General features: G+C 64.8%; 15 protein-coding genes. 10 read left to right on the top strand and 5 right to left on the bottom strand.

The genetic code is table 11. The annotated features are described in order from the left end of the window. Window positions 1–148: 148 nt before the first annotated feature. The 3 genes from RN01_RS11205 to RN01_RS11195 are packed head-to-tail and all read right to left on the bottom strand — an operon-like array spanning window position 149 to window position 2,615. A complete protein-coding gene (locus tag RN01_RS11205) occupies window positions 149–466 on the bottom strand; it encodes a DUF962 domain-containing protein (protein ID WP_017513953.1) in 318 nt (105 codons plus the stop codon). Window positions 467–498: 32 nt separating this feature from the next. After that, a complete protein-coding gene (locus RN01_RS11200) occupies window positions 499–1,314 on the bottom strand; it encodes an alpha/beta fold hydrolase (protein WP_024569189.1) in 816 nt (271 codons plus the stop codon). Next, window positions 1,314–2,615, bottom strand: coding sequence for an O-acetylhomoserine aminocarboxypropyltransferase (locus tag RN01_RS11195; RefSeq protein ID WP_024569190.1), 1,302 nt, complete (start codon window positions 2,613–2,615; stop codon window positions 1,314–1,316). Before RN01_RS11195 ends, RN01_RS11200 begins: the two co-directional genes overlap by 1 nt. A 230-nt stretch (window positions 2,616–2,845) precedes the next feature. Here RN01_RS11195 and RN01_RS11190 point away from each other — a divergent pair, with 230 nt between their 5' ends. From RN01_RS11190 to RN01_RS11170, 5 genes are all read left to right on the top strand, one after another. Next, on the top strand, window positions 2,846–3,301 hold the full coding sequence (locus RN01_RS11190) for a CBS domain-containing protein (RefSeq protein WP_008650530.1): 456 nt from the start codon (window positions 2,846–2,848) through the stop codon (window positions 3,299–3,301). Between the two features lie 90 nt (window positions 3,302–3,391). Beyond that, the gene (locus RN01_RS11185) at window positions 3,392–5,296 is read left to right on the top strand and encodes an MFS transporter (RefSeq protein ID WP_024569191.1); all 1,905 of its coding nucleotides are present in this window, start codon (window positions 3,392–3,394) and stop codon (window positions 5,294–5,296) included. Between the two features lie 2 nt (window positions 5,297–5,298). Then, window positions 5,299–6,072: a glutathione S-transferase family protein gene (locus RN01_RS11180; protein WP_011515924.1), complete on the top strand. Its 774-nt coding sequence runs from the start codon at window positions 5,299–5,301 to the stop codon at window positions 6,070–6,072. A 56-nt stretch (window positions 6,073–6,128) separates the two neighbouring features. Further along, entirely contained in the window at window positions 6,129–7,238 is a 1,110-nt protein-coding gene (aroC, locus tag RN01_RS11175) for a chorismate synthase (RefSeq protein ID WP_011515925.1), read from the top strand. 83 nt (window positions 7,239–7,321) lie between these two features. Then, the gene (locus tag RN01_RS11170) at window positions 7,322–8,419 is read left to right on the top strand and encodes an MFS transporter (protein ID WP_017514321.1); all 1,098 of its coding nucleotides are present in this window, start codon (window positions 7,322–7,324) and stop codon (window positions 8,417–8,419) included. An 82-nt stretch (window positions 8,420–8,501) separates the two neighbouring features. On the opposite strand, the gene RN01_RS34590 is transcribed toward RN01_RS11170, so the two are convergent. Continuing rightward, window positions 8,502–9,608 (bottom strand): NAD(P)/FAD-dependent oxidoreductase, encoded by a 1,107-nt coding sequence (locus tag RN01_RS34590; protein WP_017514320.1) that lies wholly within the window; start codon window positions 9,606–9,608, stop codon window positions 8,502–8,504. A gap of 33 nt (window positions 9,609–9,641) precedes the next feature. Further along, the gene (locus RN01_RS11160; protein WP_017514319.1) at window positions 9,642–10,343 is read right to left on the bottom strand and encodes a FadR/GntR family transcriptional regulator; all 702 of its coding nucleotides are present in this window, start codon (window positions 10,341–10,343) and stop codon (window positions 9,642–9,644) included. Between the two features lie 304 nt (window positions 10,344–10,647). Here RN01_RS11160 and RN01_RS11155 point away from each other — a divergent pair, with 304 nt between their 5' ends. The 5 genes from RN01_RS11155 (at window position 10,648) to torA (ending at window position 16,882) form a co-directional block, all read left to right on the top strand. Then, window positions 10,648–11,550, top strand: a complete 903-nt coding sequence (locus RN01_RS11155; RefSeq protein WP_024569192.1) for a flagellar brake protein — start codon at window positions 10,648–10,650, stop codon at window positions 11,548–11,550. A 106-nt stretch (window positions 11,551–11,656) separates the two neighbouring features. Beyond that, entirely contained in the window at window positions 11,657–11,788 is a 132-nt protein-coding gene (locus RN01_RS34890; protein WP_017515237.1) for a hypothetical protein, read from the top strand. 339 nt (window positions 11,789–12,127) lie between these two features. Continuing rightward, window positions 12,128–13,726, top strand: coding sequence for a c-type cytochrome (locus RN01_RS11150; protein WP_029699621.1), 1,599 nt, complete (start codon window positions 12,128–12,130; stop codon window positions 13,724–13,726). Beyond that, the gene (locus RN01_RS11145) at window positions 13,723–14,415 is read left to right on the top strand and encodes a molecular chaperone (RefSeq protein WP_024569193.1); all 693 of its coding nucleotides are present in this window, start codon (window positions 13,723–13,725) and stop codon (window positions 14,413–14,415) included. The genes RN01_RS11150 and RN01_RS11145 overlap by 4 nt, the downstream gene beginning before the upstream one ends. Further along, window positions 14,405–16,882 (top strand): trimethylamine-N-oxide reductase TorA, encoded by a 2,478-nt coding sequence (gene torA / locus RN01_RS11140; RefSeq protein ID WP_024569194.1) that lies wholly within the window; start codon window positions 14,405–14,407, stop codon window positions 16,880–16,882. Before RN01_RS11145 ends, torA begins: the two co-directional genes overlap by 11 nt. The last annotated feature ends 22 nt before the right edge of the window (window positions 16,883–16,904 follow it).

Here is a 16,904-nt window from a genome sequence, read left to right as displayed (position 1 = left end):
CGTTTCAGATTGATTCCGGCGTCTTTGCGGGGCCTTGCCGTACCACCGGCACTGTTGTTTGCGGCCCCGCGTCTAGCCAGAACCGCTTCGCTTCATTGTGAAACAGCTTTTTAGACGGTTTCCAGTTCCCGGGTTGCAGGGCAGCCGTTCAGAACTTGATCTTGCCGCGCAGGATGGCCGCGTACATCACCCAGTCGCCCATCAGGCTGTAAAACGGGTGCTTGAACGTGGCCGGGCGGTTCTTCTCGAAGCCGAAGTGCCCGACCCAGGCAAACGCATAGCCCGACACCAGGGCCGCCAGCAGCCACCACGCATTGCCGGTGACCAGTAGCGTCACAAGGCAGGCCAGCGCGACCGTCGACCCGACGAAATGCAGACGGCGGCAGGTGCGGTTCCGGTGCTCGTTCAGGTAGAACGGGTAGAAATCGGAAAAGCTGGTGAATTCCTTGGTGTGGGCATGGGCCATGGCAGTCTCCTGTTTTTTCTTTCTGGTGTTTCCTAGCGGGCGGTCTTCGCGAATCCCGCCAGCGCGTCCAGCACCTCGTCGGGCTTTTCTCCCATCATGGCGTGTCCGCTCGGCACCGTGACGATCCTGGCGTTCTTCATCTTGCCGGCCAGGGCCTGGGCTGCCTTGGGCGACGTCATCATGTCCTTGGTCCCCACCACGAACAGCGCCGGACATGCCACCGCCGCTGCGGCTTCCTCGCCATGCGCGTAGCCGTTGCACGCCGAGAAGTCGGTATGGAACACATGCGCCCCGGGATTGCGCGCCGAAATCCGCTCCATCAGGCGCTGGCTGCCGCCGTGCATCCACGCGCCCGGGCCGGGGGAGGAGGGTTTGTTCGCAAGGCTCGAGATCGACCACTGGTTGACCATCGCGATGGCATCGCCTTCGCGGTTCAGGGCGGCGTCGAGCAGGGCGTCGGACACCTTCATCGGATAGGCGGTGGCCAGCAGGCCGATCGCGCGCACCGCCTGGGGGTGCCGCGCCGCGCATTCGAGCGCGATCAGGGAGCCCATGCTGTGGCCGAACACCAGTGCCGGCGCCTTCACGCCGGCTGCCGCGACCAGCGCCATCACCCAGTCGGCCAATTCCTCGACCGACGTCAGCGGCGCGCCTTCGCTGCGATTGTGGCCGGGCAGGTCGACGGCCAGCACCGAGAAACCGTGATTGGCGAACCAGCGTGTCTGCAGCCCCCAGACGCTGTGATCGTTCTGCGCGCCGTGCACGAAGACGGCGCAGGGCAGGGCGGGGTCGAACGGCTTGCCGCCGGTGTAGGCGTAGGCCTTGTGGCCGGAGAGGTTCAGTTCCATCAGGCTTTCCCTCCCATGGCCTTCTCGGCGGCCTTGAGGCCGCGTTTCAGGTCGTCGATCAGGTCGTCCGGATCCTCCAGGCCGATCGACAGGCGGATCGTGCCTTCGCCGATGCCGGCCGCGCGAAGCGCTGCGGCGTCCATGCGGAAGTGGGTGGTGGACGCAGGATGGATCACCAGTGAGCGTGCATCGCCCACGTTGGCCAGGTGCGAGAACAGCGACAGGCTTTCGATGAAGCGCTGGCCGGCGGTGCGGTCGGCCTTGATGTTGAAGCTGAACACCGCGCCGCAGCCGCGCGGCAGCAGGTGTTTGGCCAGTTCGTAGTCCGGGTGAGATTCGAGCTCCGGATACGCCACCGACTCGACCATCGGGTGGCTGGCCAGGAACTGCACCACGCGCCGCGTGTTGTCGACGTGGCGGCTCATGCGCAGCGGCAGCGTCTCGATGCCCTGCAGCAGCTGCCAGGCGGCCATCGGATTCATGCAGGCGCCGAAGTCGCGCAGGCCCTCGCGCCGCGCGCGCAGCAGAAATGGCGCTACCGTGCTTTCCTCGGTGAACACCATGTTGTGGAAACCCTCGTACGGCTCGGACAGTTCCGGGAAGCGGCCCGAGGCCTCGAAATCGAACGTGCCGCCTTCTGAAAGCACGCCGCCGATCGTCGTGCCATGGCCGCCCAGGAACTTGGTGGCCGAGTGGTAGAGCAGCCCGGCGCCGTGGTCGAACGGGCGCAGCAGGTAGGGCGTGGTGAACGTCGAGTCCACCAGCAGCGGAATGCCGTGTTCCTGGCCGATCTGGGCCACGGTGGCGATGTCGAGCACGTCCAGGCCGGGGTTGCCCAGTGTTTCACCGAAGAGCAGCTTCGTCTCGGGGCGGATCGCGGCGCGCCAGGCGTCGATGTCGCGCGGATTGACGAAGGTGGTCTCGATGCCGAAGCGGCGCAGCGTGTAGTGCAGCAGGTTGTGAGACCCGCCATAGAGCGCGGTGGATGCCACGATATGGGAGCCAGCGCCCATCAGCGTGGCCACGGCCAGGTGCAGGGCGGCCTGGCCCGAGGCCGTGGCGATGGCGCCCGCGCCGTTCTCCAGCGCGGCCACGCGCTCCTCGAACACGGCGACGGTGGGGTTGCTGATGCGCGAATAGACGTGTCCGGCGCGTTCCATATTGAACAGCGATGCGGCATGCTCGCTGTCGCGGAATACGAAGGATGTGGTCAGATGGATCGGTGTGGCGCGGGCCCCGGTGGTGGGGTCGGGCGCGGCGCCGGCGTGCAGGGCCAGCGTGTCAAAGCGGGTACCGGACATGGTGAAAGGGCTCGGTTTGCCGAGCCATGGGTGGTTGTCTCCGTCCGGCATCGTAGCACCATACGCCACATGCGCAACCCGGGAATCCACGGCGGGACGGGCGCTGGAAGCCGCGCTCGCTTTACTTGAGATGGCGGTTTGGGCTAGGATCGACCATCGGGCGCGCCCCTCACGAAACCAGCCTGGATACCATCAGGCACAGCAATACGCAAAGCAGCGGAGACACCATCATGAAAGTCAGCGATATCCTGCAACTCAAGGGCAACACGCTCTTTACCGTCACGCCGGATACGCCATTGATGCAGGCCGTCCAGGCGATGGCCGAGCACGACATTGGCTCGCTGGTGGTGATGGAATACGGCGATCTCGTCGGGATGCTGACTTTCCGCGAGATCATCGAGACAATGGCGGCCAACAACGGCACGCTGGGCACCCACAGCATCCGCAAGCTCATGGACGACGCGCCGCTGACCTGCACCCCCGAGACCGACGTCAACGAAGTGCGCCGCATGATGCTGGAGCGCCACACCCGTTACCTGCCAGTACTCGACAATCGCACACTGATGGGCGTGATCTCGTTCTACGACGTAGCCAAATCCGTGGTGGAAGAGCAGAGCTTCGAGAACAAGATGCTCAAGGCCTATATCCGCGACTGGCCCGAAGAGAAGGAAGAGCGCGCCGGCTGATCCCCTCGGCAGTCCTGGCGCCCCCTGCAGGTATGATGGCGGCGGCCTGATGCCCCGGCGGGTAACCGGGGTCAATAAGAAACGCTGCTCATGAGCCAACAAAGCCAGTTTCGCCTGCTTGGCGCGCGCCGGTTTGCGCCGTTCTTCTGGACGCAGTTCCTTGGGGCGATGAACGACAACGTCTTCAAGGTCGCTTTCACTTCCCTGGTTACCTACCATGCCACGCTGTTCGAGGGTGTCGACCCCCACAGCGCGGCATTCCTGATTTCGGCGATCTTCATCGCGCCGTTCGTGCTGTTTTCCGCCACGAGCGGCCAGATTGCCGACAAGATCGAGAAATCGAAGCTGATCCGGCTGGTCAAGTCGCTGGAGATCGCGATCATGCTGGTCGGGCTGGCCGGCTTTTACCTGCACAGCGCCACACTGCTGTACCTCGGCACGTTCCTGATGGGGCTGCATTCGACCCTGTTCGGCCCGGTCAAATTCGCCTATCTGCCGCAGCATCTGGACCAGACCGAACTGGTTGGCGGCAACGGTCTGGTGGAAATGGGCACGTTCGTGGCCATTCTGTTCGGCACGCTGCTTGGCGGCGAGATGGCCGGCATCGCACGTGGCGATGGCACCGTGATCGGTCCGCTGTACGTCGGTATCGCCTGTGTCGCTATCGCCGTGGCGGGGCGGACGGTGTCGCAGGGCATCCCCCTGTCGCCCGCTCCGCAGCCGGACCTCCGCATCAACTGGAACCCGTTCACGGAGACCTGGCGCAACCTCATGCTCGCGCGCGAGCGCCGCGTGGTGTTCCTGAGCCTGCTCGGTATTTCGTGGCTCTGGTTCCTCGGGGCCACGTTCCTGACCTCGTTCTTCAGCTTTGCCAAGGACGTGCTGGGCGGCGATCAGAACGTGGTGACGCTGCTGCTGGCCGTATTCTCGATCGGGATCGGCACCGGGTCGCTGCTGTGCGAGCGGCTGTCCGGGCGTCACGTGGAGATTGGCCTGGTGCCGTTCGGCTCGATCGGCATGACGGTGTTCGCCGTCGATCTGTACCTGGCGTCGCACGGGCTCGCCGCCGGCGCCTCGCTGAACGGCATCCCGGGCTTCCTGGCTCAGCCGGGCACCTGGCATGTGCTGGTGGATCTGTTCGGCGTGGCGATGTTCGGCGGCTTCTACAGTGTGCCGCTCTATGCGCTGATCCAGAGCCGGTCCGCGCCCACGCACCGCGCGCGGATCATCGCGGCCAACAACATCCTGAACAGCTTCTTCATGATCGGCGCCTCGCTGCTGGGCGTGTACATGACCCAGGCCGGCTACACCATTCCGCAACTGTTCCTGGTGGTGGGGCTGCTCAACGCGGTGGTGGCGATCTACATCTACACGCTGGTGCCCGAGTTCCTGCTGCGTTTCATCGCCTGGGTGCTGGTGCATACGATTTACCGCCTGCGCCGCATCAACGCCGAGCGCATCCCGGAGGAGGGGGCGGCGGTGCTGGTCTGTAACCATGTCAGCTTTGCCGATGCGGTGGTGCTGATGGCGGCCAGCCCCCGGCCGGTGCGCTTCTTGATGGACCACAACATATTCAAGGTGCCGCTGCTGTCGTGGTTCTTCCGGCAGGCCAAGGCGATTCCGATCGCACCCGCGCACGAAGATCCGGAGATGCTGGCGCGCGCCTACGATACCGTGGCGGCCGCGCTGGCCGATGGCGACCTCGTCTGCATCTTCCCCGAAGGCAAGATCACAGCCACTGGCGACGTCAATCCGTTCAAGAGCGGTGTGCGCCAGATCATTGAGCGAACGCCGGTGCCGGTGGTGCCGATGGCGTTGCGCGGGCTCTGGGGCAGCTTTTTCTCGCGCAAGGGCGCGCCGGCGATGACCCGTCCGTTCCGGCGCGGCATCCTGAGCAAGCTGGAACTGGTGGTTGGTGAGCCGGTGCCGCCCGAAGCGGCCACGCCGGAGAGTCTTCAACAAATGGTGCTCGCGCTGCGCGGCGACTGGAAATAGCCATGATCACGCTCTTCACGTTCGGCCCGTCGTTTGGCCTGCCCGATGCGAGCCCGTTCGTCATGAAGGCCGAGTTGCTGCTGAAGATGGCCGGCCTGCCGTACCAGACCGCGCGCGGCAACCTGCGGCGCGCGCCCAAGGGCAAGCTGCCGTACCTGGACGATATGGGCCGGATCGTCGCGGACTCGACGCTGATCCGCTGGCATATCGAGAAGACGTACCACGTCGATTTCGATGAAGGACTGAGCCCGGCCGAGCGGGGTACCGCGTGGGCCGTGGAAAAGCTCATGGAGGACAACCTCTACTGGGCGGTGGCGCGTGTGCGCTGGCTGGAGCGTGACAACTTCGAGCGCGGTCCGGCGCAGTTCTTCAACGTCGTGCCGGGGCCGTTGCGTGGCCTGGTCAAGGTGCTGGTACGCCGCAAGGTGCGGCAGATGCTCTGGGCGCAGGGCCTTGGCCGGCATAGCGAGCAGGACATGACGGCGATGGCGGTGCAGGGCATCAAGGCGATCACCGACATCCTTGGTGACAAGCCCTACCTGATGGGAAACAACCCATGCGGCGCGGACGCCACGCTGTTCGCATTCGCGGCCAGCCTGCTGTCCCCGGTATTCGAGACGCCAATTCGCGCCGCGGCCGAGTCACATCCGAACCTGATCGCCTATATGGCCCGGATGCGGACCCGGTACTACCCTGATTTCCAGGGCAGTGGGGTCTTCGCGCCAGCCTCCGCCGCAACGGCAGGCCGGCCCGAGGCGGCTTTCGGGCAGCAATAGCCCTGCAAAATAGCCGTACAATGTAGGCCGTCCCCAATTCCTGTGCGGTTTCGATCATGTCTGGCAATACCCTCGGCCTGCTTTTCACAGTTACCACGTTCGGCGAATCGCACGGGCCCGCCATCGGCGCGGTAGTGGATGGCTGCCCGCCGGGGATGTCGCTGACCGAAGCCGACATCCAGATCGACCTGGACCGCCGCAAGCCCGGCACGTCGCGCCACGTGACGCAGCGCCAGGAAGCGGATCAGGTGGAGATCCTGTCCGGCGTATTCGAAGGCAAGACCACGGGCACGCCGATCTGTCTGCTGATCCGCAACACCGACCAGCGCAGCAAGGACTACGGCAACATCGTCGAGACGTTCCGCCCGGGCCATGCCGACTACACCTACTGGCACAAGTACGGTATCCGTGACTATCGCGGTGGTGGCCGCTCGTCGGCGCGCCTGACCGCGCCCGTGGTGGCCGCCGCGGCAATCGCGAAGAAATGGCTGAATGAGCAGTACGGCACCGAGATTCGTGGCTACATGTCGCAACTCGGTGAGGTCGAAGTGCCGTTCACCGACTGGAAACACGTGCCGGAGAACCCGTTCTTCGCGGCGAATGCCGATATCGTTCCCGAATTGGAAACCTACATGGATGCGCTGCGCCGCGACGGCGACTCCGTCGGCGCGCGTATTGAAGTGGTGGCCAGCCATGTGCCGGTGGGTCTGGGCGAGCCGCTGTTCGACAAGCTCGACGCCGATATCGCGCACGCAATGATGGGCATCAACGCGGTCAAGGGCGTCGAGATCGGCGCTGGCTTCGACAGCGTGTCCCAGCGCGGCACCGTGCATGGCGACGAACTGACGCCGGAGGGGTTCCGCACGAATAACTCGGGTGGCGTGCTCGGCGGGATTTCCACGGGGCAGGACATCAAGGTATCGCTGGCAATCAAGCCGACGTCGAGCATCCGTACCGCGCGCGAATCGATCGACAAGGCTGGCAGCCCGGCCAGCGTGGAAACGTTCGGCCGCCACGACCCGTGCGTCGGCATCCGCGCCACGCCGATCGCCGAAGCCATGCTCGCGCTGGTGCTGATGGACCACGCATTGCGGCATCGCGCCCAATGCGGTGACGTCCGCGTCGACACCCCGCGCATCCCGGCGCAAGCACCGGGCAAATCCTGAGCACTCGCGTTTCCGGGTCGATCGACCCGGGGACCTATCTCCGTTTCGGACTCTTCTATCTCGGCTATTACGGCTATGTCGGCGTGATATCGCCGTACGTCAGCCTGTTTTTCGCCGACCGGGGCTATTCGCCGGTGCAAATCGGCGTGCTGATGGCCTGTTTCCAGCTATCCCGCATCGTGGGCCCGTATCTGTGGGGCTGGCTCTCGGACGTGATGCACACACGCGTGAAGCTGTTGCGGCTGGCCGCGGTCACGGCATTGCTGGCATTTCTGGCCGTGCCCGGTATCCAGAGCTACGGCGGCATGATGGCGATGATGATCGGGCTCAACCTGATCACGAGCGCCATGTCGCCGCTGGGCGACGCGCTGACGATCTCGACGCTGCGCCGCCACGGCGCGTTCGACCATCGCTACGGGCGTGTGCGGATGTTCGGCTCGATCGGCTTTATCGCCGCGGTGCTGACGGGCGGCGCGTTGTTTGAGCGCTTTGGCATGCAGGCGTTTCCGTGGCTGGCCAGCACGATGCTGGCGCTGTTCGCGCTGGTGGTCTTCGGCATGCGCGACGCGGCCGACGAAGGCCCGCGCGCAGCCCCCCCACCTGCGCTGCCGCTGCTGCGGCGGCCCGATGTGGCCTGGTTTTTCGCATCGGCCTTCCTGATGATGTTCGCCCACGCGGCGCTCTACGTCTTCTACTCGCTCTATCTGGAGCAGCTTGGCTACAGCAAGTTTGCGATTGGTGTGATGTGGACCATCGGCGTGGTGGCCGAGATCGTGTTCTTCTTCTATCAGGGAAAGCTGTTCGGCGCGCTGGCGCTGCGCACGATTCTGGCAGGCACATTCGTGCTGGCCGCGCTGCGTTTCGGCATGACCGGTTACTTCGCGCAGTACGCCTGGCTGATGGCGCTAGTGCAGATCCTGCACGCAGCCACCTTTGGCGCGCACCACAGTGCCAGCCTCAAGCGCCTGCAACGCTGGTTCGCCGGCCCGCTGCAGGGGCGGGGGCAGGCGCTGTACACAGGCATTTCCTACGGCGTGGGCGGCACGCTCGGCGGCCTGGCGATGGGCTGGACGTGGAAGACGCTCGCGCCGATGCACACGTTCGGGCTAGCGGCGCTGGCGGCGCTGATTGGCGCGGGATGCGCCGTGATGAGTTTTCGCGGGGAGCCCGAACGGGCCTGAGATCGTCGATCTGACGGATGTCCGGCGCTACGCGCACCCCTCTCCGGTCTATACACCGCTCGCGGAAGAGGGGTGCAAACCATCAGTACTCCAGCAACCCCGCCACGCGTTCCGCGATCGCCAGCGACGAAGTCAGCCCGGGCGACTCGATGCCGAACAGGTTCACCAGCCCCGGCACGCCATGCGTCCGAGGCCCGTCGATCCGGAAATCGGCCGCAACCTCCGTCGGGCCACTGATCTTCGGCCGGATGCCGGCATAACCCGGCTGCAGTGCGCCGTCGGCCAGGCCGGGCCAGTAGCGGCGGACTTCGTCGTAGAAACTATCGGCATCGTGCGGCGGCACGCTGTATTCGATCTCGTCGATCCAGCGCACGTTGGGACCGAAGCGTGCCTGACCCCCCATGTCTAGCGTCAGATGCACGCCCAGCCCGGCTGCTTCGGGCACCGGATAGATCAGCCGCGAGAACGGGGCGCGGCCGGCGAGTGTGAAATAGCAGCCCTTGGCGTAGTACTGCGGTGGGATATGTTCGGGCGGAATGCCGTCGATGCGGCGTGCCAGATCCGGCGCGGTCAGCCCCGCCGAATTGACGACCGTGCGGGCGAGCAGCACGGTCGATCCATCATCGCTACCGACCTCGAGCCGGATGCCGTCCGGCGTCACCGCGCCCGACAGCACCGGCGACTGCACGGCCAGCATCGCGCCGGCCCGCTCGGCATCGCCAAGCAGCGCGGTCATCAGGCCGTGGCTGTCGATGATGCCGGTGGAAGGTGAGAGCAGGGCGGCTTCGCATTCGAGCTGGGGTTCCATCGCCCGCGCTTCGTCGCGCGTCAGCAGTTGCATGTCATGCACGCCGTTGGCGGCGGCCTTGGCGCGAATGCTCTCCAGCGTGGCCACCTGGGCGGTGCTGGTGGCGACGATCAGCTTGCCGCAGCGCTGATGGGCGACATGATGGCTGGCGCAGTAGTCGTAGAGCATCGCCTTGCCGCGCACACACAGTTCGGCCTTGAGCGACCCCGCGGGATAGTAGATGCCGGCGTGGATCACCTCGCTGTTGCGCGCGCTCGTAATCGTGCCGAACGCGTTCTCGGCCTCGAGAATGATGACCTCGCGGCCCTGCAACGCCAGCGCGCGCGCAACGGCCAGACCGACCACGCCAGCGCCGATCACGACGCAATCTACTTGTTCCATCTCTCTGCTCCTTGTTGCTCTGATATCCGTTGTTCAGTCGAGGCCCATCCGCGCAGCGGCGGCGGACAGGTGGGCGGTGGCCGCCGCGCGGGCCGCCGAGGGGTCGCCGGCCGCGATGGCCTCGACCAGGGCTGCATGCTCTGCGTCGGCAGCGCGTGGTGTGCCATGCAATGCGCCGAGGCGGGCGCTGTTCTCCCAGGCGTGCTGGCGCGCCACGAGCAATTGCTGGCTGACGAAATCCGTTAGCCCGGTAAAGCAGGGGTTGTGGGCGGCTTGGGCAATTGCGTGGTGGAACGCAATGTCGGCGGCGGCCGCGCTCGGGAAGTCTGTGGCGTGGGTCTTCATCGTGGCCAGTGCGGCACGGATCGCGACCAGATCGGCATCGGTGCGGCGCGCGGCCGCCATTTCGGCGCATGCGGTTTCCACTACGCGTCGTAATTCGAATAGCTGAACCAGCGTCGGGCCGCCGTCCGGGGCGCTGGCTACGCGCCAGACTTGCCCGCCCGGTGTCTCGGAGACATAGGCGCCGGACCCCTTGCGGGTGACCAGTATCCCGTCGGCCTTCAGCAGGGCGATGGCTTCGCGCACGATCGGCCGGCTTACATCGAACGTCTCCGCCAGCGTGGCCTCGGCCGGCAACCGGGCGCCAGCGGCAAAGCGTCCGGCGGCGATATCGTCGCGCAGCGCCTGGGCGATGCGGCTGGCAAGGGAGGCGGGGCGGGAGAGACGATTCATTGGAATTGATATGTCAGTCTGTCAGACAGCTTTGCGCAAGTGGCTGATTCTGCAGCGATGATTGAGCCGCGTCAAGCGGCAAGCTGCCCGAGCGCTACAGGTGGCCGATGATCGCCCGCTAACTGAGGTGTGCTGTCTGCCGGGGCGCGTGCGCTCGGAAGGGTCAAGGTTTCGTCACATTGGCCGATAGCAGCCTTCAAGGGCCGGGAGTCCATCGGTTTGGCACGGCCGCCTTTCATACATGCATCGCGCCGCATTTCCGCTCGTCCGGTCCCGGCGCATCTCATGGAGCCGCGTTCACACCATGATTCTGCTATCTCCCCAGGACCTGCCAGTGGGGCAGCCATTACCCTGGTCGCTGCTCGACGAGCAGGGCAACCTGATGCTCGACAGCGGCAGCATCATTCCCGACGCCCGCGACCTGGCCCTGGTCTTCCGCCACGGACAGGTCTGCCGGCCAGATGACATACCCGAAGCCGGCAACGAACCCGAGGTGCAAACCGCTTCGCGCCTCTCCGCTGGCCCGCTCGGTTTGCAGGTTGGCACGCTGCTGCACGTGAAGACGCCAGGCGAGAAGTCGCGCGCCGCCGCCAGCCGCCTGATCGGGTTTGTCGATCAGGGATTGTTCATCACGTGGCCAACACTGGGGGGGCGGGACCTGATGCTGCAGGCCGGCGAGCCCTTGCTGCTACGCGGCTTCTCGGGCCAGGCCATCCACAGCTTCACCTCGACGATCACGGCGGTCTGCCGCAGCCCGTTCCGGTATCTCGTGCTGTCGGCGCCGGCGCAGACCGAGCAGATGCCCGTGCGGCGTGCGGCGCGTGTGCCTACGCGATTGGCGGCCTATTTGACCGAGGGCGGGGATGAGGATGGCCAGCCATCCAATGCCGGCATGGATGATCGTATGAGCCAAGGGATGGCGCGGCTGGGCGTGCTGTCCGATCTCAGCACCGGCGGGGCACTTGTGCAGACATCCTCGCTGGCCCCTGCCGTGGGTCAGAAGGTGCGTCTGCGTTTTCGTCTGAAGACGGCTTCGCTCGATGCCGAAGTGATCATCGACGGCACGGTGCGCAGCGCGGCTTCGCCGCACGATGACGAATTCCCGGCCTTCGGCGTGGCATTCGATGCGCTGGGCGAGCGCGAGTTGACGCTGCTGCAATGCTTCATCTACGAGCAGTTGCTGGCCACCACCTGCATGCCGGTCTGACACGGCTCTGACGCGAGACGCGCTCCAATCCATGTGCGTACTTCGGCTAGCTTGGAATGATCGTTACGCTGCCTACGCGCAATTGCGGCACGGGGTGGAGCAGGCAGTGGGGGCATCCGATGCAGATCGATGGCTGCAGGTCGATCCATTGCGCGCGCGGATGTTTGCCGATCTTTCGGAGGTGCTGCGGGCCTACGTCGTCGACAAGGCACCAGCGGACGAGGGCGGGGCGTGTTGACTTGAACAAGCGGGCGCGGCGTAGTGCCAACGACTTCGATATGGCAGCCCGTGGCATGGGCACATGGCACACCAGGTACCGTCGAACCTCGCGCATCCTTGAGCGTGGGGTTCGACGTCAGGCAGTCAGCGCTGTTAAGCGGCACCGTGGAATCGACCGCGGAATAAACCATAGCGCTGTCCAGGCGCCGCTCGACAGTGCGGCCTGCTAACGGATCGCGAATCGAATCTGTACCAAACTGTCATCGTTAAAGCTCGATTGTCGAGTATCAATTCACGCACGTTTTCGCAAGCGTAGCGTGATGGACGACTTGGGTTTCCCCAACAGAGGTCGTCAAACATGAAAAGCAAATGGTCCCTGCGCGTCGTCACGGCAATCGTGGCGATTGGCATCGTTGTCTTCCTCGCGCTTACTGCTCCCACCACCTGGAGATTGCTGCACGCGTCACGTGACCTGCCTGACGCATCTTCCCCCGACTTGAAGAACGGACGTGTCATGTTCGTCGCTGGCGACTGCGCGACATGCCACGCGTCGGTAGGCAAGGGCGACGATACGCTGCTCGGTGGCGGACGTTCGCTCGAGACCGCGTTCGGCACGTTCCACATGCCGAATATCTCGTCGCATCCGAACGACGGTATCGGCCAATGGAAGCTGGAGCAGTTCATCATGGCCATGCGCGAGGGCGTCATCCCCGGCAAGGGCAATGCCTATCCGGCCTTCCCCTATACGTCGTATCAACGCATGACGGGCAATGACCTGCGCGACCTGTTCGCCTACATGCAGTCGCTGCCGCCGGTGGCCGGCACGGTACCCGATCACGAACTCAGATTCCCGTTTTCAATGCGGCGCGGCGTCGGTCTGTGGCGGCTGGCTTTCCTCGATGGCAAACCGTTGCCGGAGGTTGCGGCGGACAAGAGTGAGCTCTGGCGGCGCGGCAGGTATCTGGTGGAAGGCGCGGGCCATTGCGTGGAATGCCACTCTCCGCGCAACGTGGCGGGTGCCGTGCCACTCGCGAAACGTTTCTCCGGTGGTCCCAATCCCGAAGGCACTGGATACATCCCGAATATCACGCCCGATGAGACGGGCATTGGGTACTGGTCCGTGCACGATATCGCGCGTTATCTCGAAGACGGTGTCGGCCCGATCGGCATGAAGGCTGGCGGAGACATGAAAGAGGTCATCGAGAACACCGCGCGGCTTTCGCACGAGGATCGACTGGCGATGGCCGAGTACCTGAAGTCCGTGCCGGCCGTCGAAGCACCGAACGCTGGTGCGCCGAAGCCGAACCGCACGGCGGAGGTGATCATGCTGCCGGCTGCCCACGCGGCGGCGGGGCCATCGAAACTGACTGCGCTGTTGGCATCGCCCGAAGTGATCGGCAAGAGCGATGCGCTCTACGTCGTCTCTCCCGCGCCTTTCACGCTGGAGGCGAGCGGCACGGCCGAGGATGGCAAGCTGCTTGGTGCCACGAGAGTCGCCGTCCTGTCGAGAGACGGGGGGCGCATGCGGGTACGCGTCGAGGGCTGGCAACTCGGCGGCTCGGACAGCGCGGTCTACGCGCTTCCGGGGCAACGGATCCTGCAGGCCGTGCTGTCGCCCGAGGCGATTGCCAGGGTGAAGCGCTTGTCGTCGATCAAGGACGAGCATACGGGTCAACAGTGGCATCAGGTCAGTCTGGAAGTATGGATCGCCCAGAAGGGATTGTCGGCGGATCTTGCGCAACTCTGGCATCACAGCGATGAAACGTATCGCGCGTCTTGCGCCACGTGCCACGCACTGCCACACAGTGAGGATTTCCTCGCGAACCAATGGATCGGGACGCTCGGCGCCATGAAGCGCTACACGTCGCTGGACGATGCCGAGTACCGGTTGCTGCTGTCGTGGCTGCAGTATCACTCGAAGGACGTCGGTACGTCGTCGAAGGGCAACCATCCATGACGAGCGCCACGGAAGATAGCGGAGTCCCGGACGTGACGGTGGCGCCAGTGCTCGAATGGATTGCGGGCTTGCTGGTGGCGCCACCGACCGGGAACCAGATCGCGCGATTGCGCTCGCCGGAGGGTTGCGCGGTTCTCGGCGCCATTGCGGTGGAATGGTCGAGTCATACCGCCATGCTCCAGATTCGCCGGGCGCTGGACCCTTGCAAGCCAGCGGACACCGTGGCTGCGGATCTATCCGTCAGCTACACACGGTTGTTCGAAGGGGTTTGTGGCATCCCTGCCGTATCACTTTACGAGAGTACCTATGCAGTTGCCGCGTGCGAGGCGCCAGCGCCGCCGAGGCTGTACGGACGCGCCGCAGGCGAGATGGATGCGCTGCTGCGGCAATTCAGGATGGGCCTCGGCGCCACGCGCGAAGCCTCTGACCATATATCGATCGAACTCGCGCTCCTTGCAGCGCTGCTGCGCAAGGGGCACATCGGCGGCGAGGGTTTGATGCGGGCGCGGCTGGCAGGCTGGATGCCGGCACTGATCGACGGATGTATCGCGCTGGACCCGGACGGCTTCTATGGCGGGCTGGCGCGACTGCTGGGCAATCTGAATCTGCTGGAGGCGCCGGGGCCCGATGGTCAGCCCCACCTCGTCTCCGTGATCGATGGACAAGACGGGAGTCACCATGTCGAATGAATTTGGGAAGTCGGACACGAACATGTCTCGCCGGCGCTTTATCCAGGGCGCGCTGGCCGCGGGTACGTTGGGTTCCACTGGGGCCACGCTACTGGCGTCGGGTGCGCGGGCGGCAACGGCGGGCAGTCGCGAGGTCCTGACTGGATCGCACTGGGGGGCGTTCTACATGCGTGTGGACGATGGTCGGGTAACGGGCGTCCGGCCGTGGGAGAAGGACCCGAAGCCATCGCATCAACTGCCCGGTGTGCTGGACTCGATGTACTCACCGACGCGCATCCGCCATCCGATGGTGCGCCGGGCCTGGCTGGAGCGGGGGGCCGGTGCCAATCCCGAGGGGCGCGGCAAGGGCGATTTCGTTCGGGTCAGTTGGGAGAAGGCGCTCGATCTCGTGGCTGCGGAGCTGATGCGTGTGCGAAAGAAACACGGCCCGACCTCGATCTTCGGTGGCTCCTATGGCTGGAAGAGTCCCGGCAAGCTGCACAATTGCCAGACGTTGCTGGCACGCGCGCTGACCGTCAACGGCGGATTCGTCAGTCGCAGCGGGGACTACTCGACCGGCGCGGCACAGGTGATCCTGCCTTACGTGGTGGGATCGATCGACGTCTACGAGCAACCCACCGCGTGGCCGGTGCTGGCCGAGCACACGGAACTGATGGTTTTCTGGGCGGCCGATCCGATGGTCACGAACCAGATCGGTTGGCAGGTGCCTGACCATGGCGCCTATCCTGGCATGGAAGCATTGAAGAGCAAGGGCGTAAAGGTGATCTGCATCGATCCGGTGCGAACGGACACCTGCCGCTATTTCGATGCCGAATGGCTGGCACCGCGCCCGCAAACCGATGTCGCGATGATGCTTGGGATCGCGCATACGCTGTACACGGAAAAGCTGCACGATGCGAAGTTCCTGGCCCGCTATACCACTGGCTTCGATCGGTTCGTTCCCTATCTGACGGGGGAGTCCGATGGTGTGGCCAAGAATGCGGAGTGGGCGGCGGGCATCTGCGAGATACCTGCGGACACGATCCGCGATCTCGCGCGCCGATTCGCTTCGAAGCGCACGATGCTGGCGGCAGGGTGGTCCATTCAGCGTCAGCATCATGGCGAGCAGTCACACTGGATGCTGGTGACGCTGGCCTCGATGCTGGGGCAGATCGGATTGCCCGGTGGGGGCTATGGCTTCACCTATCACTATGCCAATGGCGGCAGCCCCACGGCTACCGGGCCAGTGCTGCCGGGTATCGTCGGCGGTGCGAAGCCGCCGCCAGGATCGGAGTGGCTCGAAGCGGGTGGGACGGAGACGATACCGGTCTCGCGCATCGTCGAGATGCTCGAGAATCCCGGCAAGCCGTACGACTTCAATGGCAAGCGCTCGAAGTACCCCGACATCCGGCTGGCCTACTGGGTCGGCGGCAATCCGTTCATGCATCATCAGGATCGCAACCGGATGATCAAGGCGTGGCGCAAGCTCGATACGTTCATCGTGCAGGACTTCCAGTGGACGGCCACCGCGCGTCATGCGGACATCGTGCTTCCGTGCACTACGACCTACGAGCGCAATGACATCGAAGGCATTGGCGACTACTCGATGAGCCACATCCTGGCGATGCGCAAGGTGGTGGACCCACTGTTCGAGGCGCGCGACGACTACGACATCTTCGCGGCGATCTGCGAGCGCATGGGTACCGGCAAGGCGTTCACAGAGGGGCGCGACGACATGGCCTGGATTCGCACGTTCTACGAAGCGGCGCGCGTTCAGGCACGCGGCAAGCGCATGGAAATGCCAGTGTTCGATGTGTTCTGGAACAGCAACAAGCCGCTGGCGTTCCCGATCGGCGAGGAGGCGAAGGGTTACATCCGGCACAAGGATTTCCGCGATGACCCGCTGCTCAATGCGCTCGGCACGCCCTCGGGACGGATCGAGATCTACTCGTCGAACATCGCGCGCATGAAATACGACGATTGCCCACCTCATCCCACCTGGATGGAGCCGCTGGAACGGCTGGGTGGGCCCACGACCAGGTATCCGTTGCACATCGACAGCAGCCATCCCAGAAGTCGCCTGCATTCGCAGTTGTGCGGCACGGTGCTGCGCGGGAGCTATGCCATCAAGGGACGCGAACCGTGCCTGATGCATCCGGAAGATGCCAAGACCCGTGGGATTGCCGATGCCGACATCGTACGTGTGTTCAATGATCGCGGGCAGATGCTGGTAGGCGTCAGGCTTACCGATGACATTCGCCGTGGCGTTATCCGCGTGTGCGAGGGCGGGTGGTACGATCCTGCAGAGCCAGGCAAGCCCGGGACGCTGTGCCGATATGGCGACGTCAACAACCTGACAACTGGCATCGGTACCTCGAAGCTGGCGCAAGGCAATTGCGGACACACGGCCATGGCCGACGTCGAGAAGTATCGGGGACCGGCACCTGCCGTCGAGGTGTTCAAGGCGCCGCGCGGGGGTGACGCCTGAGTCGCGGTTCGCCCAAAAGAAG

This window comes from Cupriavidus sp. SHE (assembly GCF_000812445.1).
GTDB lineage: Bacteria > Pseudomonadota > Gammaproteobacteria > Burkholderiales > Burkholderiaceae > Cupriavidus > Cupriavidus metallidurans.
The sequence above is the reverse complement of the archived record's forward strand: the minus strand, read 5'-3'. Positions and strand labels throughout refer to the sequence as shown.